This window comes from Corynebacterium sp. 335C (genome assembly GCF_053525695.1).
Genome location: NZ_JASTTB010000003.1, coordinates 36,180 through 56,996, shown reverse-complemented (window position 1 = coordinate 56,996; position 20,817 = coordinate 36,180). Strand labels below are relative to the sequence as shown.

General features: G+C 73.8%; 17 protein-coding genes. 3 read left to right on the top strand and 14 right to left on the bottom strand.

Annotated features, from left to right (window positions below; all coding sequences use genetic code 11):
* Positions 1-5 precede the first annotated feature (5 nt).
* The 8 genes from QQS41_RS10170 to glf all read right to left on the bottom strand — a co-directional run bounded on the left by QQS41_RS10170 (position 6) and on the right by glf (position 10,339).
* Positions 6-926, bottom strand: a complete 921-nt coding sequence (locus tag QQS41_RS10170; protein ID WP_448852616.1) for a cutinase family protein — start codon at positions 924-926, stop codon at positions 6-8.
* Positions 927-931: 5 nt separating this feature from the next.
* Positions 932-1,486, bottom strand: a complete 555-nt coding sequence (locus QQS41_RS10165) for a DUF732 domain-containing protein (RefSeq protein ID WP_448852615.1) — start codon at positions 1,484-1,486, stop codon at positions 932-934.
* Entirely contained in the window at positions 1,479-3,464 is a 1,986-nt protein-coding gene (locus QQS41_RS10160; RefSeq protein WP_448852614.1) for an alpha/beta hydrolase-fold protein, read from the bottom strand. The genes QQS41_RS10165 and QQS41_RS10160 overlap by 8 nt, the downstream gene beginning before the upstream one ends.
* Before the next feature lie 322 nt (positions 3,465-3,786).
* Positions 3,787-4,812: an alpha/beta hydrolase gene (locus QQS41_RS10155; RefSeq protein WP_448852613.1), complete on the bottom strand. Its 1,026-nt coding sequence runs from the start codon at positions 4,810-4,812 to the stop codon at positions 3,787-3,789.
* Between the two features lie 386 nt (positions 4,813-5,198).
* Positions 5,199-6,221 carry a decaprenyl-phosphate phosphoribosyltransferase gene (locus QQS41_RS10150; RefSeq protein ID WP_448852612.1) on the bottom strand — a complete coding sequence of 341 codons (1,023 nt, stop codon included), beginning with the start codon at positions 6,219-6,221 and terminating at the stop codon, positions 5,199-5,201.
* Between the two features lie 104 nt (positions 6,222-6,325).
* Positions 6,326-6,862, bottom strand: coding sequence for a phosphatase PAP2 family protein (locus tag QQS41_RS10145; RefSeq protein WP_448852611.1), 537 nt, complete (start codon positions 6,860-6,862; stop codon positions 6,326-6,328).
* Complete coding sequence (locus tag QQS41_RS10140; RefSeq protein WP_448852610.1) at positions 6,846-8,849, bottom strand: glycosyltransferase; 2,004 nt, start codon at positions 8,847-8,849, stop codon at positions 6,846-6,848. The genes QQS41_RS10145 and QQS41_RS10140 overlap by 17 nt, the downstream gene beginning before the upstream one ends.
* Before the next feature lie 263 nt (positions 8,850-9,112).
* Entirely contained in the window at positions 9,113-10,339 is a 1,227-nt protein-coding gene (gene glf / locus QQS41_RS10135) for a UDP-galactopyranose mutase (protein WP_448852609.1), read from the bottom strand.
* A gap of 396 nt (positions 10,340-10,735) precedes the next feature.
* Here glf and QQS41_RS10130 point away from each other — a divergent pair, with 396 nt between their 5' ends.
* Entirely contained in the window at positions 10,736-12,964 is a 2,229-nt protein-coding gene (locus QQS41_RS10130) for an N-acetylmuramoyl-L-alanine amidase (protein ID WP_448852608.1), read from the top strand.
* A gap of 267 nt (positions 12,965-13,231) precedes the next feature.
* Here the strand turns inward: QQS41_RS10130 and QQS41_RS10125 are convergent, their stop codons facing one another.
* The 4 genes from QQS41_RS10125 to QQS41_RS10110 all read right to left on the bottom strand — a co-directional run bounded on the left by QQS41_RS10125 (position 13,232) and on the right by QQS41_RS10110 (position 17,119).
* Complete coding sequence (locus QQS41_RS10125; RefSeq protein ID WP_448852607.1) at positions 13,232-14,062, bottom strand: HAD family hydrolase; 831 nt, start codon at positions 14,060-14,062, stop codon at positions 13,232-13,234.
* Positions 14,055-14,972 carry a lysophospholipid acyltransferase family protein gene (locus QQS41_RS10120; protein WP_448852606.1) on the bottom strand — a complete coding sequence of 306 codons (918 nt, stop codon included), beginning with the start codon at positions 14,970-14,972 and terminating at the stop codon, positions 14,055-14,057. Before QQS41_RS10120 ends, QQS41_RS10125 begins: the two co-directional genes overlap by 8 nt.
* 122 nt (positions 14,973-15,094) lie before the next feature.
* Entirely contained in the window at positions 15,095-16,354 is a 1,260-nt protein-coding gene (gene serS, locus QQS41_RS10115) for a serine--tRNA ligase (protein ID WP_448852605.1), read from the bottom strand.
* A gap of 111 nt (positions 16,355-16,465) precedes the next feature.
* Entirely contained in the window at positions 16,466-17,119 is a 654-nt protein-coding gene (locus QQS41_RS10110) for a LysE family translocator (RefSeq protein WP_448852604.1), read from the bottom strand.
* A gap of 186 nt (positions 17,120-17,305) precedes the next feature.
* Here QQS41_RS10110 and QQS41_RS10105 point away from each other — a divergent pair, with 186 nt between their 5' ends.
* Positions 17,306-18,619 carry a septum formation family protein gene (locus QQS41_RS10105; RefSeq protein WP_448852603.1) on the top strand — a complete coding sequence of 438 codons (1,314 nt, stop codon included), beginning with the start codon at positions 17,306-17,308 and terminating at the stop codon, positions 18,617-18,619.
* A gap of 2 nt (positions 18,620-18,621) precedes the next feature.
* Positions 18,622-18,969, top strand: coding sequence for a metallopeptidase family protein (locus QQS41_RS10100; RefSeq protein ID WP_448852602.1), 348 nt, complete (start codon positions 18,622-18,624; stop codon positions 18,967-18,969).
* Positions 18,970-19,074: 105 nt separating this feature from the next.
* Here QQS41_RS10100 and QQS41_RS10095 read toward each other — a convergent pair whose 3' ends face one another.
* Complete coding sequence (locus QQS41_RS10095) at positions 19,075-19,851, bottom strand: histidine phosphatase family protein (RefSeq protein ID WP_448852601.1); 777 nt, start codon at positions 19,849-19,851, stop codon at positions 19,075-19,077.
* 1 nt (position 19,852) lies between these two features.
* Positions 19,853-20,788, bottom strand: coding sequence for a prephenate dehydratase (gene pheA / locus QQS41_RS10090; protein WP_448852600.1), 936 nt, complete (start codon positions 20,786-20,788; stop codon positions 19,853-19,855).
* Positions 20,789-20,817: the final 29 nt, after the last annotated feature.

The following is a 20,817-nucleotide window of genomic DNA, read 5'->3' as shown; positions in this document are numbered from 1 at the left end:
CGCCGTCAGCCGACGCGCTCGGCGATGAGCCCGGAGGCCCAGTCCACCGTCCACTGCGGCGCCGTCGTGCCGGGGACGACGTTGGGGTTGGTGAGGTACATGGCGTGGACGGCGTTGCCGCCCGCGTAGTCGCCGGCGCGGGGCAGGACGGCAGCGATGTCGCGCGGCGCGTCGCACACGACGTCGTCCGGCGCGCAGATGTCCATGACCCGGTCGTTCAGCTCGCCGAAGCCGCCCTCGCGGCCGCCGCGCATGGTGGCGCCGGGGACGATGGGCTGGACCATGGCGTTGACGGGCTGCAGCGCGACCTCGAGGCCGACGCCGGCGACGGGGTTGCCGACGGGGACGCCCTTGCCGGGCTCCCGGCGGCCGTCGGCCAGCAGGGCGACGCCGGCGACGCGCTCGGCGGGCACGGCGCCGCGGCCGTGGCCGAGGTCTGCGGCGAGGTCGCCGGCGATGACGGCGCCCTGGGAGAAGCCGACGAGGATGAAGTCGGTGGCCGGGCAGCCGGCGTTCGTCGCGCGCATGCGCTCCTCGACGACGGCGCGGCCGGCGGCCTGCGACTCGTCGTACGACATCTCGTGCTGGGCGTGGATGTTGCGGAACTGCGCCGGGTAGGGGGCGGTCCACACGCTCGCGGCGTCGGGGCCGTGGGCGGCCTGCAGCGGGCGGGTGACGTTGAGCAGCAGCGAGTTCGGGTTCGCCGCGGGGTTCACCGGGTCGTCGTCGGCGCGGGACTCCCAGGTGCCGGGGATGGCGATGACCTCGACGGCGGCGCAGCCGGGCGGGTTGACGGGCGCCTCGGCCGACGGCGGCGCCGGCGCCGGGCCCGGGACCTGCCCGGGCGGGCGCAGCCAGCGGGCGACGCCGATGGCGACGGCGACCACCAGCACGATGACGGCGATGACGGCGAGGAGCTTGCGCATGGGGATCAGCAGTACGCCGCGTCGGCGGCGTCCGCAATGACGCGCGCGGCGTCCTCCGGCGACTTGTCGGTGCGGCCCTGGGTGACCAGCTGGCCGGCGACGGCGTTCACCAGCGCGCCGTCGGGGCCGCAGTGGGCGTGCCCGGCGCCGATGAGCTGATCCTCGGTGCCGTCGACGGCGATGCCGTCGGCCTCGAGGGCGTCGAGGAACCTCTCGTCCTCCTTCGTCAGCGGCATCCGGTTGTCGGGCGCGGAGTCGGCGCGGGTGGCGCCGGGGTCGTTGACGTCGCGCTCGGTGGCCCGCGGGTTCGGGGCGTGGTCGGGGCCGCGGCGGCCGGACTCCGACTCGGGCGCGGACTTCTCCGCGGACGACGACTCGGCCGGGGCCTCCGACGACGCGGACTCGGCGGCCTCGATCTCGGCGGTGTCGACGGTGGCGCCGCCGCAGGCGCCGAGGGCCAGCGCGGCACAGGCCGCCGCGGCGGCGAGGCCGGCGCGGACGCCGCGCGGGGCGGCCCCACGCGAACGGCGCACGCCGCGGGCGCGTCGGGCGCTACTCATTGCGGTCCTCCTCGATGCGGCCGTTGATCTCCCGGATCCAGCCGCCCTGGAACTCCTGCTCCAGGCCGCCGGCCGGGATCTGGCGTTGGTCGCCGACGGGGTAGCCGAACGGGCCGTTCTCCCAGCCGGTGGAGCCCCAGTGATCGCGGATGCTGCCGTTGGGCACGGACGCCGCGCCGGTCTCCGGGGTCCAGTAGATGGAGCCGCGCTCGAAGTGGACCAGGCGTCCGCCGTCGCGCAGCGGGAGCTCGCCGGACTTCGGGTAGCCCAGCCAGCCGCCGGGGCCGCCGGCGCCGCGGTAGGCCTCGCCGATGCGGCCGTGGATGGCCTGGGGCTCGCCGTCGCCGCGGCGGATGATCTGGCCGCCCTGGAAGTCCTGAGCGACGCCGCCCGGGACGTCGTAGCGGTCGGAGGTCGGGTAGCCCAGCGGGCCGCGCTCCCAGCCGGTGGCGCCCCACGCGTTGACGACGTCGCCGAGGACGATCTGGGCGCCGGTGTCCGGGGTCCAGTAGATGGAGCCGTGCTCGAAGTGGACGAAGCGGCCCTTGCCGTCGGGGGCGGCCTTCTCGCCGGTCAGGGGGTGGCCCAGCGGGGAGGCGGGGCCGCCGATCTCGGCGTAGCGGGCTCCGATGCGGCCCCACAGGATGTGGGCGCCGTGGTCGGGGTGCCAGTAGGCGCGGCCGTTGGCGAAGTCCTGGGCCAGGCCGCCGTGGGCGGTGGCGTACTCGCCGGTCAGGCAGTGGCCGAGGCCCTCGACGCTGGCGACGGCGTTGGCGATCTCGCCGCCGACGGTGCAGGTGACGCCGCGGTCCTCGGGGGCCAGTCCCAGGGAGTCGGCCATGTGCGGCCACGCCTGGGTGGTCTCGAACTGCCAGTACGGCCAGGAGTGGGTGCCGGAGTCGCGGAACTGGACCGTCACGGGCACGTCGGCGCGGCGGGCGACCTGCACGAAGGTCTCCGTCGTCATGCGGCTGATGAGCTCGAGGCCCCAGCCGGCGGGGTTGGCGGGCTTGGTGCGGTCGTACTTGGAGCGCTCGGTGTCCCACTGGCCGGCGTTGCCGTTGCCCGCGGAGACGTAGACGCCCATGCCCTTGAACCGCTCGACGTGGAGCTTCGGGTCGTTCTCCTTCCAGCGGGAGGAGCCGAAGGGGCCCCACATCTTCGTGGCGTCGTAGCCGCCGGCCTCGTCCATCGCGGCGGCGATGGCGGCGGGCATGCCCGGCGAGGTGGTGTCCAGGTAGCCGGAGAAGCTGGCGACGAAGCGGAAGAGGTCCGGGTGGTGCTGGGCCAGGTTCATCGCGGCGGTGCCGCCCATGGACAGGCCGGTGATGGCGCGGTCGCCGTTGGCGCGCCAGCCCTGCTGCAGGACCGGGATCATCTCCTGGATGAGGAAGGTCTCCCACTTGTACATCTTGCCGTTGTCGCCCTGCTCCCAGTCGGTGTAGAAGGAGGACTCGCCGCCGACGGGCATGACGACCATGACGTTCTTGTCCGCGTAGAACTCGTCGATGGTGGTCTCGCGGGTCCAGCCGGAGCCGTCCTCGGTGGCGCGCATGCCGTCGAGGTGCCACACGGTCGGGAAGGTGCGGTCGGGGGTGCGGTTCCAGTCGCGCGGCAGCAGCAGCTCGACCGGGATCGGCTGGTCCGGCATCGCGGCGGAGTTGATGAGCAGGCGGACGTGGCGCTCGGAGAGCCACTGCACCTTCTCCACGGAGACGCCGGCGGGCAGGCCGCCGAGCTGCTGGTCGGTCTCGCGGACCGGGGCCGGGGCGTTCCCCGACTCGGGGGCCGGGGTGAACATGGAGGACGCGGCGCCGGCGGGCTCCGCCAGGGCGGCGGGGGCGCCGGCGACGGGGGCCAGCAGGACGGCGGCGACGGGCAGGGCGGCGGCGACGGCCGAGGCGCGGCGCAGGCCGGCGCGGGTGCGGCGGAGCCGGCCCTGCCCGGCGGGGGTGCGGAACTGCTGGGGGTCGCTCATCGTGGTGCGTTCCTTGTCTGTGCGGTCGGCGGCGGACGTCACGGCGCGGCCGGCGGTCGCGGGCGCGCCGCCGGGGCGGGTCCGGGGGTTCCCCTCCCCCGGCGGTCCGCCCGGCCGTTGCTCGTCCCCTGTCTACCGCGCGCCCGGCCGTTTCCGGCGGAGGCGCGCGCAGGGTTGGAGTCTCACGCTCAACTTTAGGGTCTGGCGCGCGCGGAGGAAACCCGTTCCCCCGGCGAAGCCCGCGCGACGCCCCGCGCACGACGGCGGCGCCCGGCCACGCGCATCGTGCGCATGGCCGGCCGCCGCCGGAACCGGAGGGAACCTACCAGGCGTTCTGGTGGTTCAGGATGCGGGGCTTCACCCAGCGGAGGTCGCGCTCCCACAGGTCGTAGGAGTGGATGCCGTCCGGGGAGTACTGGACGTCGAAGTCCAGGCCCTGGGCGCGCGCCGCCGCCTCGAACTCGAGCGTCGAGGCGCGGGACAGGGCCTCCAGGCCTATGCCCATCAGGTCGTTCGGGATGCGGTACAGGGCCTCCGGCTGCGACCAGTAGGACGGGACGCCGTTGGCGGACAGGATCTGGATGTCCAGGCCCTTCATCTTGTCGATGTTGAGGAACGGGTCGTTGCGGCGCCAGGCCTCCGACAGCGGGGCGCCCCACATGTCGGCCGCGTTGTAGCCGCCGGCGTCGAGCAGCGCGATGCCGATGGCCGCGTGCATGCCCGGGGCGGTGGTGTGCAGGTAGCCGGACATGGCGACGACCTGGTTGAATTTGTCGCGGTGGTTGTAGGCCAGCGACAGCGCGGCGGACGCGCCCATGGACAGGCCCGCGATGGAGTTGTCGTTCGGGCGGATGCCGAACTCGTTTTGCAGGTAGACCGGCAGCTCCTGGGTCAGGAAGGTCTCCCACTTGTAGCTGAACGGGCCGTTGGCGACCGAGGAGGACGGGCGCTGCCAGTCCGTCCAGAACGACGCCATGCCGTTGCCCGGCATGACCAGGTTGATGTTCGAGTTCTCGAACGTGCGCGGGGCGTGGCCCTGCCACGACCAGTTGGAGTGGTTCGGGCTATTGCGCAGGCCGCCCAGCAGGTACAGCGCGGAGTTGCCGCCGTCGCGCGAGGGCACGACCTGGACCGGCACGTGCGTGTTCATCGCCGGGGACCACACCATGCAGTGCTGGACCCAGTAGTTGTACGGATCCCAGGTGCAGCCCGCGCGCAGGTGGGCGCGGTTCGGGCTGGCCTCCGCATCATCGGCGGCCACGACGGCCATGCCGAAGATCATGGCGACGGCCGCGAGGGCGGCGACGAGCTTCGTCTGCCAGCGGCGTGCGATCGCGCTGATGGTCATGGTTCTCCTCACGGTGGGCTAGGCGGATTCCGCGGTTCCGCCCGCGTTCATCGACGGTTCGACGGGCAACGTTACAGTTTCGCAACACGACTATCCAACCTTCCGCGGCCCGCCGCGCGGTGGATTCATCGGGTGAACGATATTCCGGCACGTGGCGCCGGGCGCCGCTCCCCCGCGGCCGGCCCGTCCGCCCGGCCCCACCCGGGGGTGGCGGGAGGCCGCGCGGGGCCCGTCGTCACGCGCAACGCCGCACCCCGCGCCCGCCGCACGCGGGCGCCGCGCACCGCACCCCGCGCCCGCGCGCACGGAAAAACGCCCCGCGCGGCGGCGGGGCGTGTCCGGGATGCGGTGCGATGCGCGGCGCGGGGCCGCGCGGCGCGGCAGGGTCAGCCCGCCAGCGCCGGGGCGACGTACACGGCGATGGCGATGGCGACGAGCCACAGCACCGCCAGCGCCTGCAGCGGGCGGTCCCGCAGCGCGATCTCGTCGGGGGCGCCGGCGTCGCCGCGGTCGATGTCGGCGGCGTAGCGCAGGATGGCGACGGTGAACGGCACCATCGACACCTGGTACCAGACGTCGGACGGGGAGCCGGCGCGCTCGCCCATCTCGAAGCCCCACAGCGCGTAGGCCATGACGACGCCAGTGGCGGACAGCGTCCACACGAACCGCAGGTACGTCTCCGTGTAGCCCTGCAGCGAGCGGCGGATGTCCTTGCCGGTGCGCTTGGCCAGCAGCAGCTCCGCGTACCGCTTGCCCGCGGCCATGAACAGGGAGCCGAAGGCCGCGACGATGAGGAACCACTGCGACAGCGTGATCGCCGCCGCGACGCCGCCGGCCATCGCGCGGAGCATGAAGCCGGAGCTGACCAGGGCGATGTCGATCACCGGCTGGTGCTTCCAGCCGAAGCAGTAGCCCAGCTGCAGCACGATGTAGACGGAGACGACGATGGCCAGGCCCGCCCCCGACGACGCGAGGAACGACAGGCCGACCGCCGCGATGATGAGGCCCACCGCCATGGCGTAGGCCATGCCCACCGGCAGGACGCCCGCCGCGATGGGGCGGTAGCGCTTCGTCGGGTGCTGGCGGTCGGACTCGACGTCGCGGGCGTCGTTGATGAGGTAGATCGACGACGCGGCGAGGCAGAACACGGCGAACGCGATGACGACGTCGAGCAGCGTCCGCCCGTCGGTCAGCGCCTCCGCGCCGGCGGCCAGCGGGGCCGCGACGACGAGGACGTTCTTCGTCCACTGCTTCGGGCGCAGCGCCTTCACCATGCCGTCGAGGAGGTTCTTCGGCGGGTGGCCCTGCGGGTTCGTGGGCTCGTCGATGCCGTAGGTGTGCGGCTCGGAGCCGATGACGCCCCAGTCGTCGTCCGCGTGGCCGCGCGGGCGGGGTGTGCGGTCGTCCATGGTCGTGGCCTCCTGGTTCATGGGGTGGTGGCGGTGGCGCCGCGGCCGGCGCATCCGGCGCGGCCGCCGCGACGGCCGGTGCCGAATCTATCGGATGGGGCGGGTCAGCCCCGGGAGGCGACGGCGCGCGCCGCCCGCGCGGTCGCCCAGCCCAGCAGCGCGCCGGCGGTGACGTCCGTCGGGTAGTGCACGCCGAGGACCAGGCGCGACGCCATGATGGCGGGCACGCCCGCCAGCGGCAGGCGGCTGCCGGTCAGGTCCGACAGGGCGACGAGCGCCGCGGTCGTCGACGTGGCGTGCGACGACGGGAAGCTCAGCTTGCTGGGGGTGCCGACGCCGATGCGGACGCGCGGATCGTGCGGCCGCGGCCGGCGGATGATGCGCTTGACGACGACCGACGCGGCGTGCGACGTGAACGCCGCCGCCCCGAGGGTCGCCCAGTCCCGGCGGCGGCCGCCGTCGGACGCCAGCCAGCCGGCGCCGGCGAGGGCGAGCCAGCCGGCGGAGTGCTCGCCGAACAGGCTCATCGCCTTGGCGACGGGCACGATGCCCGGCACGTCGAGGAGCGCGCCCTGGATGGCGACGAGCGCGTCGGACTCGCCGAACGGGTCGCCGGCGACGCGATCAGGCTTCGAAGACATCGGCCCAGCCCTTCCTGGAGGTCAGGTGCGGGTGCGCGGCCCGGTAGGCCTCCCGCAGATCGTCGAAGCGGTCGAGGACCGCCTCCTGCAGCGTCCACGAGTCCTCGAGGAGGTCCTTCGCGACGGCCCGGTCGCGCTTGCGGTACACGACGCCGCGGCCGTCGGCGGTGGTGACGGTGGCGCCGTCGACGCGGGACAGGGAGAACCAGCGGGCCTCGACGGGCGCGAGGTTCGCCTGCGGCGTGACGTGGTGGGCGGGGTCGTGGGGGCGCAGGGTGTGCAGCAGGCCCTTGGCCAGCCACACGGACTTCTTCAACGGCGCGAGCCGGCCGCCGATGTCCTTCACCGGGATGCCGGGGATGCCGGTCGGCTTCGGCAGGTTGCCGGCCGACGGCAGGACGACGGCGTCCGGGTACTCCTTCCTCATCTTTGCGACCTTGGGCAGGGCCTCGCCGAGGATGCCGAAGAGGTGGTCGGGGCCGCGGAGGAAGTCGCGGATCGCCTCGTTCTGGATGGCGACGGTGGAGTACTCGAGGCACAGCAGGTGCTTCGCCGTGGCCTTGCGCATGGACTTCACGATGCCGGCGGGGTCGCCGTCGTGCTGCAGCGCCGCGACGATGAGGCGGTTGCGCAGGTGGAAGTAGGCCTGCCAGTCGATGGCGTCGTCCTTGTCGGACCACGCCATGTGCCAGATGGCGACGCCCGGCCACGTCGCGGTCGGGTAGCCGTTGTCCGCGGCGCGCAGGCCGTACTCGGCGTCGTCCCACTTGATGAACAGCGGCAGCGGCTGCCCGATGTGCTCCGCGACGACGCGGGGGATGAGGCACATCCACCAGCCGTTGTAGTCGACGTCGATGCGGCGGTGGAGGTCCTTCGAGTCGATGGCCTCGCCGGTGGCGTTGACGCCGTGCTCGCCGCGGTCGCGCAGCGGGTGGGCGTGGAAGTCGTGGTCGTAGTGGACGTGCGGCGCGGAGGTCCACATGAAGTCGTGGCGGCCGACGACCTCGCCCATGGAGTGCAGGTGCGAGCGCTCCTGGAGGTTCAGCATCTGGCCGCCGACGAGCATCGGGGCCCTCGCGTGCCGCGCGACGGCGACTGCGCGGAGCACGGAGTCCGGCTCGATCGCGATGTCGTCGTCCATGTAGAGGATGTACGGGCTGTCCGTGGCGCGCCCCGGATCGGAGTCCGGGCCGCCGAGGGCCTCGTACATGATGCGGGAGTAGCCGCCGGAGCCGCCGAGGTTGCCCTGCGGGAAGATGCGCAGGCGGTCGCCGAAGTGCTTTTCGACGGCCGCGAAGCCCGGCTCGTCGGCCGGGTGCCGGTCGCCCTGGTCGGGCATGAGGATGGCGTCGATGATCGCGTCGACCTCGGGGTCGGAGGCCAGGGCCTCCAGCGCGGCGACGGCGTCGGCCGGGCGGTTGAACGTCGGGATGCCGACGGTGACGCGGCCCTCCGGCGCCGGGGCGACGGTGCCGTCCGGGTGGACCTGGTCCTTCGCGGCGTGCGGGGCGAACCAGCCGCCGGAGTGCAGCTCGACGTCGGTCTCGCAGGTGAGGTCGAACCAGATCCAGCCACCGTCCTCGAACGGGGCGAGCGACACCTCGAGCTCGGCGACGGAGCGGGCCGACGGGTCGGCCGGGTCGCCGGCGAGGACGCCGTCGACCGCGATGCGGGAGCCGTCGATCTTCGACCGGTAGACGTCGACGCGGGCGACGCCGGTGAGCTCCAGCCGCAGGACGACGGACTCCAGGTTCGTCCACCGCCGCCAGTAGGAGGCGGGCAGGGCGTTGAAGTAGGTCTCGAAGCTCACCTCATCGCCCGCCGGGAAGCGGGCGGAGGTGCGGGACGTCGCCTGGACGCGGCCGGCGTTGGTCTCCGGTTCGACGAGGTACAGCGAGCGGACGTCGCGCGGCTCGCCGAGCTTCGGCAGCAGCACGCGCTGCAGCCGCTCGACGGCGCGGGTCCCGTCGCGGGGGTCTCGGGTCATGGGGCTTTCCACGGCTTTCCGGTGTCGATGGCCCGCGCCGGGGTGCTCGGCGGGGCGCGCCGCGGTCGCGGCCGGGCGGTCGGCTCCGGTGCGCGGACGCGGCGGACTCCCCCGAATCCTAACCGCGCCGGTCGCGCTTGCCGGGGGACGCGGGCGGCGCGGCGCGCGGAAAGCCGCGGCGGCGCGGGATACGGTCGGCTCATGGACGACGGACGACGGGCCCCCGGGGCCGGGGCGGGCGGTTCGTCCGGGGGCGGGGCGGCCTAGTGGCCGCGCTCCTGCTCCAGCGGCGCGCCGTCGGTGAAGTACGGCGCCAGCTTGTTGTCGAACAGGGTCAGCGCCGAGGCGATGGCCATGTGCATGTCCAGGTACTGATACGTGCCCAGGCGGCCGCCGAAGAGCACCTTGTTGTCCCGGGCCTCCGCGGCGGCGCGCTCGCGGTAGCGGCCCAGCATCTCCCGGTCCTCCGGGGTGTTGATCGGGTAGTACGGCTCGTCGTCATCCTCCGCGAAGCGCGAGTACTCCTTCATGATCACCGTCTTGTCCGACGGGTAGGAGGTGCGCTCCGGGTGGAAGTGCCGGAACTCGTGGATGCGGGTGTACGCCACGTCGGCGTCGTTGTAGTTCATGACCGGGGTGCCCTGGAAGTCGCCGGTCGGCAGAACCTCGGTCTCGAAGTCGAGGGTGCGCCAGCCCAGGCGGCCCTCTTCATAGCCGAAGTAGCGGTCCAGCGGGCCGGTGTAGACGACGGGCGCGTCCGGGTTCGCGGCGCGCAGCTCCTCGCGGACCTCGAACCAGTCGACGCCGAGGCGGACCTCGATGCGCTCGTCGGCCGCCATGTTCTCCAGCCACGCGGTGTAGCCGTCGACCGGCAGGCCCTCGTACGTGTCGCTGAAGTAGCGGTTGTCGAAGGTGTAGCGGACCGGCAGGCGGGTGATGTTGCCGGCGGGCAGGTTCGTCGGGTCGGTCTGCCACTGCTTGGCGGTGTAGTGCTTGATGAACGCCTCGTACAGCGGCTTGCCGATGAGGGCGATGGCCTTCTCCTCCAGGTTCCGCGCCTCCGCGGGGTCCTGGCCCTCGGTCTGGGAGGCGATGAGCTCGCGCGCCTCGTCCGGGGAGTAGTAGCGGCCGAAGAACTGGTTGATGAGGCCCAGGCCCATCGGGAACTGGTAGGCCGTGCCGTCGTGCATCGCGAACACGCGGTGCTGGTAGCCCGTGAAGTCCGTGAAGTTGTTCACGTAGTCCCACACCCGCTTGTTGGAGGTGTGGAAGAGGTGGGCGCCGTACTTGTGGATCTCGATGCCGGTCTCGGGCTCCGCCTCCGAGTAGGCGTTGCCGCCGATGTGCTCGCGCCGCTCGACGACGAGGACCCGCTTGCCCAGCTGGGTCGCCGCGCGCTCGGCGATGGTGAGGCCGTAGAAGCCGGAGCCGACGACGATGAGGTCGTAGCCGGAGTCGGTGGTCGGGGTGGCGTTGGTCGCGTCGTTCACGCCCGTCACGGTAGCCCGGCCGGGGCCCGGTTCGGTGGCGGCTGGCCGCGCGTGGCGCGAGCCGCATCGGAAGGGGCGGGGCCGCCGGGCGAAACCACGGACCCGGAGGGGTTTTCCGCGGCGCGGTGGAGGCGGACGACGGGCCCGCGGGGTCCCGGTGGACGTGCCGCGGGAGGAGCCGGCGCATGGCCGGTGACGCATTCCTCACCGTCTGCATCACTGGACCAATTTGCCCACAGTGCTAACATGGGCACCTGATTTATCATTGGCACCATCTTTCACATCTTTTGTCGACATAACCTTTCGGCATCCGGGGTGGCCCCACCTGCGCCGGAGGGGGTGTGACGGGGACGCGCCGACCGATCTGACCGACGACGAATCCACGGGAGACCAACCTTGGCCACGACACGACGCCGCATCAACGGCACCTCGTTCAACCGCCGCAACTTCCTGATGGGCACGGCCGCCGCCGTGGCGGCCACTCCGCTGGTCGCCCTCGGCGGCGGCGCCGCCTACCGCCTCATCGACGACAACCCGGCCGGCCCGCTCCAGCCCCTCGTCGACAAGCTCCCGCTCATCGAGGGCGCGACCGTCGCCGTCGACGACGCCGCCATCGCCATGGCCGAGCTGTCCTCCGAGGCCAACCCGCAGCGCGGCCTGGTCAAGGAGCTCCGCCAGGAGACCGAGTTCTCCATGTTCGCCCTCACCTGGCCCGGCTTCGCCGACGTCACCGCCTACTTCCGCGCCGAGCGCCCCGACGGCAGCTGGTCGGAGTGGTACCACGCCGAGACCGACAACGCCGACGCCGAGGAGGGCGAGGGCAACGGCATGTCCGGCACCGAGCTCGTCTACCTCGAGCCGACGAAGGCCGTGCAGGTCTCCGTCACCGGCCTGAACATCTTCGGCGACGTCTCCAAGATCGCCGAGGAGATCGGCGCCGGCTCCTCCGAGGCCGGCTCCTCGCAGGCCAACCCCGAGTTCGGCTCCTCCGGCGACGCCCCGACCCCGCCGCCGGCCGCCACCCCGCTGCCGGGCTCCTCCGGCGCCGTGTCGTGGGCCGACATCGAGCCGATCTCCGACGAGCACCCGTTCCACCAGGCCACCGCCGTCTTCATCGACGGCCGCACCGCCGAGGGCATCGACCCCATCGTCGACGCCACCAACCTCACCGGCATGCCGCGCGTCATCACCCGCCGCGGCTGGGGCGCCGACGAGTCCATGCGCGGCAAGCCGCACTACAACGACAAGGTGCTCGGCTGCACCGTCCACCACACGGCGGGCTCCAACAACTACACGGAGGCCCAGGCCGCGGGCATCGTGCGGGGCATCTACCACTACCACGCCGTCACGCGCGGCTGGGGCGACGTCGGCTACAACGCCCTCGTCGACAAGTACGGCAACATCTACGAGGGCCGCGCCGGCGGCCTGGACAAGCCGGTGCAGGGCGCCCACGCGGGCGGCTTCAACACCAACACCTGGGGCATCTCCATCATGGGCAACTACACGTCCGTGAACCCGACGGAGGCGTCCATCAAGTCCGTCGCCAACATGCTCGGCTGGCGCATGGCCGTCGCCGGCGCCAACCCGACCGGCGACATCAAGCTGACCTCCTCCGGCAGCTCCTCAAAGTTCGGCCGCGGCACCACGGTCGAGCTGCCCGCCGTCTTCGCCCACCGCGACGTCGGCACCACGACCTGCCCGGGCGACGCCGGCTACTCGCAGATGGAGCGCATCCGCCTGCTGACCAAGCGCAAGTACGACGAGGTCAAGGGCGGCGTCATCGTCAACGACGCCCCCGAGGGCGCCCCCGACCTGGAGATCGGCGACCAGCCGGTCGACATCGGCTCCCTGCCGCTGCCGGGCTCCCTGCCCCTGGAGACCGACTCCGAGGGCAACGTCGTCCTGGACGAGGACAAGGCGCGCCAGCTCATCGAGGACCTCGCCGAGGGCGAGGGCTCCGGCACCCCGGCCGCCGGCGGCGACGCCGCGACCGACGGCGAGTCCGGCACCGCGGGCCAGGGCGCGGACGCCCCGTCCGCCCCGGAGGGCGGCACCGCCGTCCGGCAGACGTCGAACGCGACGCCGATGTCCGGCGGCCACGTCCACGCCGGCAACCGCTCCATCCTCGCCGCCGCCCTCGGCGTGCTGGGCTCCCCGTCCATCGGCGGCTCCGCGGAGGACGTCGTCGGCGTCATCTCCCCGGTCCGCGACGCGGACGCCTCCGTGTCCGCCATCGCCGCCGCCCCGGGCCGCGTGCTCGGCCGCGACGACGCGAACGAGTTCGCCGGCGCCTGGCGCCGCATCGCCGACGAGCACGGCGACGTCCTCGGCGACGCCCGCACCCCGGTGCAGGTCGGCGCCAACGTCCCGGGTCCCGACGGCGTCGCCCGCCCTGTGCGCTACGTCGGCTTCGAGGACGGCGTCATCACCGTCACCGGCGACGGCGTCGTCGGCGCCGTGTGGGGCGCGGTCGCCCAGGAGTGGGCCGACCAGGGCTTCGAGATCGGCCGCCTCGGCGTCCCGGTGTCCGTCCAGTCGAAGGACGGCCGCGGCTGGCGCGCCGAGTTCCGCGGCGGCGAGGTCGTCGCCGACGCCCGCGGCAACGCGGAGTCGCGCGTCCGGTAGCGGCGACGGGGCGCGGGCCGCCCTCGGCGGCTTCCCGCTCCCCCGCCCCGCTCCTTCACTTCACGTTCAGACCCCCTTCCGGCCGTTCCGACCCCGTTTCAACTGGGTCGGAACGGCCGGAAGGGGGTCTGAATCATGTGGCGCCCGGCCGGAAGGGGGTCCGAATCGTGCGGGGCCCCGCCGGAACGGGGTCCGGACCATGCGGAGCACGGCCGGAACGGGGGCCGGACCATGCGGGGCGGGGCCGCCGGCGACCCCGCCGGCCGCCTAGAACCAGCGCTCGAGGACGCGGGCGACGCCGTCGTCGTCGTTCGCCGCGGTGACCTCGTCGGCGGCCTCCTTGACCTCCGGGCGCGCGTTGCCCATGGCGACGCCGAGGCCCGCCCACCGCAGCATCTCGATGTCGTTCGGCATGTCGCCGAAGCACACGACGCGGGAGGCGTCGGCGCCGACGAGCTCCGCCATCTCCTCCAGGCCGCGGCGCTTGGTGACGCCGGGGGCGGACAGCTCCAGCAGCCCCTCCGGCACCGAGTACGTGACGTGCGCCAGGTCAGGCGGGATCGCCGGGGCGACGAGCTCCAGCATCTCCGCGGAGGTCATGGCGCTGTTGCGCAGCAGCAGCTTCGTGGCGGGGGCGGAGATGACCTCCGCCTCGTCGACCAGGTCGTGGCCCATCGGGTCCCACGCGTGGTCGTAGTCGCGGGCGACGACGAACAGCTCCTCCGGCGGGTCGACGGAGGTCCGGCCGGGGCGTTCGGCGGCGACGCCGACGCCCCCGCGCCCGGCCAGCGCCTCGCGCGCCAGCTCCACGGCGCGGGCCTGCGCCTCCGGGTCGAGGCCCCGGAAGGACGTGACGACGTCCCGGTAGGAGTCCCAGGTCACCGCGCCGTTGGCGCACACGCACATGGGGCGCACGGGCAGCTGGCGCAGCACGGGCGTCATCCAGCGCGCGGGCCGGCCCGTCGCCAGGACCAGCGGGGTGCCGGCGCGGATCATCCGCCCGATGGCGGAGCGCAGCCGCGGCCGGACGCGGTCGCGGGAGTCGAGGAGGGTGCCGTCGATGTCGCTGGCGACCAGCAGCGGCGCCGCGTCAGGCACCGCCGGCGGCGCCGTCCCCGCCGCTGCCGCCCGAGCCCTCGGCCGTACCCGAGCCCGAACCCGAGCCGCGGGCCGCGCGGCGCGCCTCGCGCTCCTCCTTGTCGCGGGCGTCCATCTCGTTGGCGACCTCGAGGGTCGGGGCGGAGCCGCCGAGCTCGGCGGGCACCCACCAGGCGCCGTCCTCGGCGCCGTAGCGCTCCAGGTAGTCGGCCTTGAGCGCGTCGAGCTGCTCCTCCATCGCCGCGTGCAGGCGGGCGGTGGACTCGTTGGCGTCGTCGCCGGGCTGGATGGGCTCGCCGACGCGGATCCAGATGGGCGCCTTGACGCGGCCGAGGTTCTTGTCGCGGCCCTTCGTCCACACGCGCTGGGAGCCGAAGATGGTGACCGGGATGATGGGCACGCCGGCGTCGCGGGCCATGCGGGCGGTGCCGGTCTTCAGCTCCTTGACCTCGAAGGACCGGGAGATGGTGGCCTCGGGGAAGATACCGACGAGGGCGCCGCCGCGCAGGCGGCGGACGGACTCCTCGTAGGCGCCGCGGCCGGCGGCGCGGTCGACGGGGATGTGCTTCATCTTGCGCATGAGCGGCCCGGCGACGGGGTGGTCGAAGATCTCCTTCTTCGCCATGAAGCGGACCAGGCGGCGGCCGTTGAGGTAGGCGGGGATGCCGCCGTAGACGAAGTCGAAGTAGCCGGTGTGGTTGACGGCGACCATGGCGCCGCCGTCGACGGGCATGTTCTCGGAGCCCTCGACGGTGATGTCGAGGCCCTGGAACCGCATGTACCAGCGGGCGACGCGGAGGATGAGGCCGCCGTAGAACCACTCCTTCGCCTCGTCGGTCTTCTCCGGCTCGGAGTACCCGGCGGGCACCCGGAATCCGTGCAGCGTCTTCCATGCGTCGGCGTTGGCCATGCGCTCGGGTCTCCTCTGGCGGTGGGGTCGGTGCGTGGGTCGGGGTCCGCGGCCGGCTCCCCGCGTGCGCGGGTCGCCGCCGCCGTGCGTGACGACGGGGAGATCCCCCGCTCGTCGGCAGGCTACTTCTGCGGCTCGAGGACGTCGCGGCCGACGAAGGGCCGCAGCGCCTCGGGGACGACGACGGAGCCGTCGGCCCGCTGGTTGTTCTCCAGGATGGCGACGAGCCAGCGGGTCGTCGCCAGGGTGCCGTTGAGGGTGGCGCAGTAGCGGGACTTGCCCTCCTCGTCGCGGTAGCGGGTGCGCAGGCGGCGGGCCTGGAAGGTGGTGCAGTTCGAGGTGGAGGTCAGCTCGCGGTAGGTGCCCTGGGTGGGGACCCACGCCTCGGTGTCGAACTTGCGGGCGGCGGAGGAGCCGAGGTCGCCGCCGGCGACGTCGATGATGCGGTAGGGCACCTCGACGGCGGCGAGCATCTCGCGCTCCATGTCCAGGAGCTTCCGGTGCTCGGCCTCGGCGTCCTCGGGGCGGCAGTAGGAGAACATCTCCAGCTTGTCGAACTGGTGGACGCGGAGGATGCCGCGGGTGTCCTTGCCGTGGGAGCCGGCCTCGCGGCGGAAGCAGGAGGACCAGCCGGCGTAGCGGCGGGGGCCGTCGGACAGGTCGATGATCTCGTCGGAGTGGTAGCCGGCGAGGGCGACCTCGGAGGTGCCGACCAGGTACAGGTCGTCCTCCTGCAGGTAGTAGATCTCGTCGGCGTGCTCGCCGAGGAAGCCGGTGCCGCGCATCGTCTCCGGGCGGACGAGCACCGGCGGGATCATCAGCTGGAAGCCGGCGGCGGTCGCCTTCTGGGCGGCGAGCTGCAGCAGGCCGAGCTGCAGCATGGCGCCGTAGCCGGTGAGGAAGTAGAAGCGGGCGCCGGAGATCTTCGCGCCGCGCTCCATGTCGATGAGGCCGAGGGACTGGCCGAGCTCCAGGTGGTCCTTCGGCTCGAAGTCGAACTCCGGCACCTCGCCGACGTGCTCCAGGACGACGAAGTCGTCCTCGCCGCCGGCGGGGGCGCCCTCGACGACGTTGCCCAGGCGCATCTGGATGGCCTCGACCGTCGCCTCGGCGTCGCGCTGCTCGGCCTCGGCGGCCTTCACCTGGTCGGACAGGCCCTTCGCCTGCTCGAGCAGGGCGGGGCGCTCCTCCTTCGACGCCTGGCCGATCTTCTTGCCGAAGCCCTTCTGCTCGGCGCGCAGGGCGTCGGCGGAGCCGATGGCCGTCCGGCGGCGCTCGTCGGCGGCCAGCAGCTCGTCGACCAGGCCCGGGTCCTCGCCTCGGGTGCGCTGGGACTCGCGCACGACGTCCGGGTTCTCACGCAGGAACTTCAGATCAATCACGGTCGAAAAGTTTACCCGCCCGGCCTCGCGCCGCGCGGCGGGGGCGGCGGCGCGCCCGCGCGGGCGGGGGACGCGCGCCGGGGCGGGTGCCGTCGTCACGCGAAACGGGGGCTACCCCAGCAGCGCGCCCGCGGCCTCCGTGAGCATGACGACGGCGAGCACCGCGAACGCGACGCCGGCGACGACGTCGATCCACGGCCCGGCCTTCACCATGCGACGCGTCATGCGCTCGGTGGACACGACGACGGCGATGAGCCCGAACCAGGCGACGGCGCACAGCTGCAGCGCCGCGATGTAGACGAGCTGCACCCACCACGCCGCGTCGACCGGCATGAACTGGCTGAGCACGGCGGTGAAGAAGAGGACGATCTTGGGGTTCGACAGGTTGGTGAGCAGGCCCGTGCGGAACGCCTTCCGCACCGACCCCAGCGCCTGGTCGACCGGCGGCGGGATCGCGCCGGCCCGCAGCTCCATCACGCCCTTCACGCCCGAGGACAGCATCGACCACGCCATCCACGCCAGGTACAGGCCGCCGAGCAGCTGCACCGCCGCCATCACCGCCGGGTTGGCCGCCATCACCGCGGCGACGCCGACGACGGTCAGCGTCACCCACAGCGTCGACCCCGTCACGATGCCGGCGACCGCCGCCAGCGCGTGCCGCCGCGAACGCGTCGCGGTGCGGAGCACGAGGAAGATGTCGGGGCCGGGGCTGGTCATGCCCACCACGTGGAAGCCGAGCATCGTGAACAGGTTGGCCCAGCTCATGGGCGGGATCACCTCCGGGTCCGGGGTCGTGGCGCCGCGGCGGCGGGCCGCCGCCGGGGTCTCCGGGCGGGCCCGCGGGCGGTCCGCGGCGGGGTGCGCGCCCCGGGGCCGGGGCCGTCGGGCCATTCTATTTCGGGCACAATGGGGGCGACAACGCGACCGGGGACCGGGAGAGGAGGACCGGGCATGTCCGACGACGCACGCGACGATCTGCGCGGCGACCTGCGCGATCCCGCGCACGACGACGACCACGACGCCGACGCGGCGTACGGGGCGCACGACGACGCCGCGTACGACGACGCGGACGGCGCGTACGACGCGGGGCCCGCGGACGGGCGCCGCCGCGCGTCGAACTCCTGGCGCGACGGCTGGGGCCTGCGGGCCGCCTCCGCCGCGATGCTGGCCGGCGGCCTCGTCGCCGGCGGCGCCATGACGTTCGCGGACGTCGACCCGGGCCTGGGCCTCGTCCACGGCCCCGGCACCGGGGAGACGGCGGCGGAGTCCTCCGGCCCGGCGGCGACGTCGTCGGAGGAGCCGCCGGACGACTTCACCGCCGCCCAGCGCGGCGACTGCCTGACCTGGGACGACACGACCGGTGCGGCGCTGGAGCACCTGCACGTCGTCGCCTGCGGCGAGCCGCACCTGTTCGAGACGACCGCCCGCGTCAACGTCGACGAGCTGCCGCAGTGGTCCGCCGTGTTCTCGGAGGAGGCCGGGCGGCCGACGGAGGACCAGATCCTCGCGCTGCGCGCGGAGGTCTGCGTGCCCGCGGCCGACGAGTACCTGGGCGGGAAGTTCAACCCGGCGGGCCGGTTCATCGTGTCGCAGATGCTGCCGCCGGCGACGGACTGGGACGAGGGCGACCGCACGCTGCTGTGCGGCATCCAGGTCCACGACGTCGCCGCCGACCGGGTCATCCCGTTCCGCGGCGCGGTGCACGACCTGGACCAGGCGGTCATCCGCGAGCCCGGCACGTGCGCGACGATCGACGAGAACAACCAGCTGGTGCCCGCCGACTGCGCCGGCGACCACCTCTTCGAGGCGACGGGCTTCGTCGACCTCGCCGCGGACTTCCCGGACCACGGCCCGACGGTCGACGAGCAGAACGCGCATCTGGCGGACCGCTGCTCGACGATGGCGACGGACTACCTGGGCGCCCCGGATGCGCTGTACGGCACGGATCTGCTGCCGTTCTGGTTCACCGTCGATCCGGCGCTGTACCCGAACACCCGCAGCGTGAACTGCTGGATCGCGGCGTCGGCGGCGGGGTCGCAGGGCTTCTCCGTCCTGTCCGGCTCCGTGCAGGGCGGCCAGTACACCGTCGACGGCGTCGCGCCGGACCCGGATGCGGGCGCCGCGCCGAACGGCGGCGGTGGCGGCAACGGCGCCGCGGCCTCCGGCGGAGGCGCAGCCGGCGCGAACGGCGCGGACGGCACCGCCAACGGCACCGCGGGCGGAGGCGCGAACGGGGCCGCCGGCACCTCCGGCCAGGGCTGGTGACGATGCTGGAGGGCATCTCCGACGAGCGCTTCGACGAGCTGGTCGACGCGGCCATCGACGGCATCCCGGAGGAGTTCCTGCGGGAGCTCGGCAACGTCGTCATCCTCGTCGCGGACCGCAATCCGGAGGAGCCGGATCTGCTCGGCCTCTACGAGGGCGTGCCGCTGACGGAGCGCACCGCCGATCACTGGGGCATGCCGGACGTCATCCACGTCTACCGCGACGCGCTGCTGGACTTCTGCGTGTCGGAGGAGGACCTGGTGGAGCAGGTGCGCGTCACCGTCGTCCACGAGGTGGGGCACTTCTTCGGGATGGACGAGGACGACCTCGACCGCCTGGGCTACGCCTGATTCCCCCCGTTCGCGTGACGACGCGCCCCGCGCCGGCACGGGGCCCGGGCCGCGCGCGCCGGCCGGCCGCGTCTCCCCGCGCACGCCGCGGGGAAGGCGCGCCCCTCAGCCGCCGAAGTCGTCGCCGCGGCGCGGCGTGACGGGCGCGCCGTCGGAGCCGTCGAGCGCCGCCCACTTCGCCAGCCGCCAGGAGCCGAAGGCGGTGGGGTCGTCGCCGGCGGCGGGATCGCGGACCAGCTCGACGCGGGAGGTGTTGGGCAGCTTGTTCATGAACACGTAGCCGGGGTCGATGTCGGCGAGGTGCCGGGAGACCAGGCGGATGGCCGCGCCGTGGCCGATGACCGCCAGGGGCGAGCCCGCCCCATCGCCCGCGACGCCGTCGCCCGCGGCCGCCTCGGCGGGGTCGGCGCCGGGGGCGACGCCGCCGCGCTCGGCGATGAGCGCGCCGAGGGCGGGCAGCCAGCGGGCCAGCAGGTCCGCGCCGGATTCGCCGCCGGGGGTGGGGCGGTCGGGGGCGTCGTGCAGCCAGCCGTGGAACAGCTCGGCGAAGGTGCGGTGGGCGTCGAAGTCGGTGCGGCCCTCGAGGTCGCCGGCGCTGACCTCCTGCAGGCCGTCGGCGTGGCGCAGGCGGACGCCGGGGCCGGCCCAGCGGTGCAGGCCGGCGACGGCGCCGGCGCCGGTCTGGCGGGCGCGGAGGGCGTGGGAGGTGACCAGGTCGCCGAGCCCGTCGACGTCGGACAGCAGCATGCGGCCGAGGCGGCGGGACTGCGTGACGCCGAGGTCGGTGAGCGGGGCGCCGGGCAGCGCGGTGTCCAGCACCTTCGCGACGTTGGCCGTGGTCTGGCCGTGGCGGATGAGGATGAGCCGGTCGACGCCCCGCATGTCAGCGCCTCCCCTCGCGCAGGCCGTCGACCCAGGCGACGGATTCGGCGATGTCCGGCGGGGTCGCGTCGAAGGTGGAGGTGCCCTCGCCAGCGGGCCAGGAGCCGAGGAAGCGGAGGTCCTCGGCGCGGCGGTGCAGGGCGGCGAGCGCCTCGGCGACGGCGGGGTCGTCGACGTGGCCGATGAGGTCGATGTGGAACCGGTAGGTGCCCATCAGGCGGCGGGTCGGCCGGGATTCGATGCGGGACAGGGAGATGCCGCGGACGGCGAACTCGTTCATCGCGTCCATCAGGGTGCCCGGCTTGTGGGGCAGGGTGAAGGAGACGCTGGTGCGGTCGCGGCCGGTGCGCGGGGTGGGGGCGCCGGGGCGGCCGACGAGGACGAAGCGGGTGCGGGCGCCGCGGACGTCGGCGACGCCCTCGGCCAGCGCCTCGAGGCCGAGGAGCTCGCCGGCGCGGGCGGGGGCGGCGCAGGCGTCGCGGACGCCGTCGGCGACGAGGTGCGCGGCGGCGGCGTTGGAGCTGGCCCCGAAGACCTCGACGCCGGGGAGGTGGCCATCGACCCATTCCTTGACCTGCGGGTAGGCGACGGGGTGGGTGACGAAGCTGGCGACGTCCGCGGCGCCCGTGCCGGGCCGCACGAGGATGGAGAAGGCGACGCCGATTTCCGTCTCGCGGTAGATCTGCAGCTCGGGGCCGGCGGTGAGGGCGTCGAAGGTGGGGGTGACGGGTCCGTCGACGCTGTTCTCGATGGCCACGCAGGCGTAGTCGGCCTCGCCGCGGCGGACCTGCGCGAGCGCCTCCGCCGGGGTGGCGACGGGCACGGCCGTCACGTCGTCCTCGCCCGCGGCGCCGGGGATGTCGCCGCGGCGCGCGAGGGTGAGCAGTGCCGTCTCGGTGAAGGTGCCGCGCGGGCCCAGGTAGGTCACGGTGGTCATGCCCCCGACTCTAGGGACGCGGGGGCGGG

Excerpts from the sequence above, each read along its gene's own strand:
- QQS41_RS10170 (WP_448852616.1), bottom strand. The coding sequence starts at position 926 with ATGCGCAAGCTCCTCGCCGTCATCGCCGTCATCGTGCTGGTGGTCGCC.
- QQS41_RS10165 (WP_448852615.1), bottom strand. The coding sequence starts at position 1,486 with ATGAGTAGCGCCCGACGCGCCCGCGGCGTGCGCCGTTCGCGTGGGGCC.
- QQS41_RS10160 (WP_448852614.1), bottom strand. The coding sequence starts at position 3,464 with ATGAGCGACCCCCAGCAGTTCCGCACCCCCGCCGGGCAGGGCCGGCTC.
- QQS41_RS10155 (WP_448852613.1), bottom strand. The coding sequence starts at position 4,812 with ATGACCATCAGCGCGATCGCACGCCGCTGGCAGACGAAGCTCGTCGCC.
- QQS41_RS10150 (WP_448852612.1), bottom strand. The coding sequence starts at position 6,221 with ATGGACGACCGCACACCCCGCCCGCGCGGCCACGCGGACGACGACTGG.
- QQS41_RS10145 (WP_448852611.1), bottom strand. The coding sequence starts at position 6,862 with ATGTCTTCGAAGCCTGATCGCGTCGCCGGCGACCCGTTCGGCGAGTCC.
- QQS41_RS10140 (WP_448852610.1), bottom strand. The coding sequence starts at position 8,849 with ATGACCCGAGACCCCCGCGACGGGACCCGCGCCGTCGAGCGGCTGCAG.
- QQS41_RS10120 (WP_448852606.1), bottom strand. The coding sequence starts at position 14,972 with ATGGCCAACGCCGACGCATGGAAGACGCTGCACGGATTCCGGGTGCCC.
- QQS41_RS10110 (WP_448852604.1), bottom strand. The coding sequence starts at position 17,119 with ATGAGCTGGGCCAACCTGTTCACGATGCTCGGCTTCCACGTGGTGGGC.
- QQS41_RS10105 (WP_448852603.1), top strand. The coding sequence starts at position 17,306 with ATGTCCGACGACGCACGCGACGATCTGCGCGGCGACCTGCGCGATCCC.
- QQS41_RS10100 (WP_448852602.1), top strand. The coding sequence starts at position 18,622 with ATGCTGGAGGGCATCTCCGACGAGCGCTTCGACGAGCTGGTCGACGCG.
- QQS41_RS10095 (WP_448852601.1), bottom strand. The coding sequence starts at position 19,851 with ATGCGGGGCGTCGACCGGCTCATCCTCATCCGCCACGGCCAGACCACG.
- pheA (WP_448852600.1), bottom strand. The coding sequence starts at position 20,788 with ATGACCACCGTGACCTACCTGGGCCCGCGCGGCACCTTCACCGAGACG.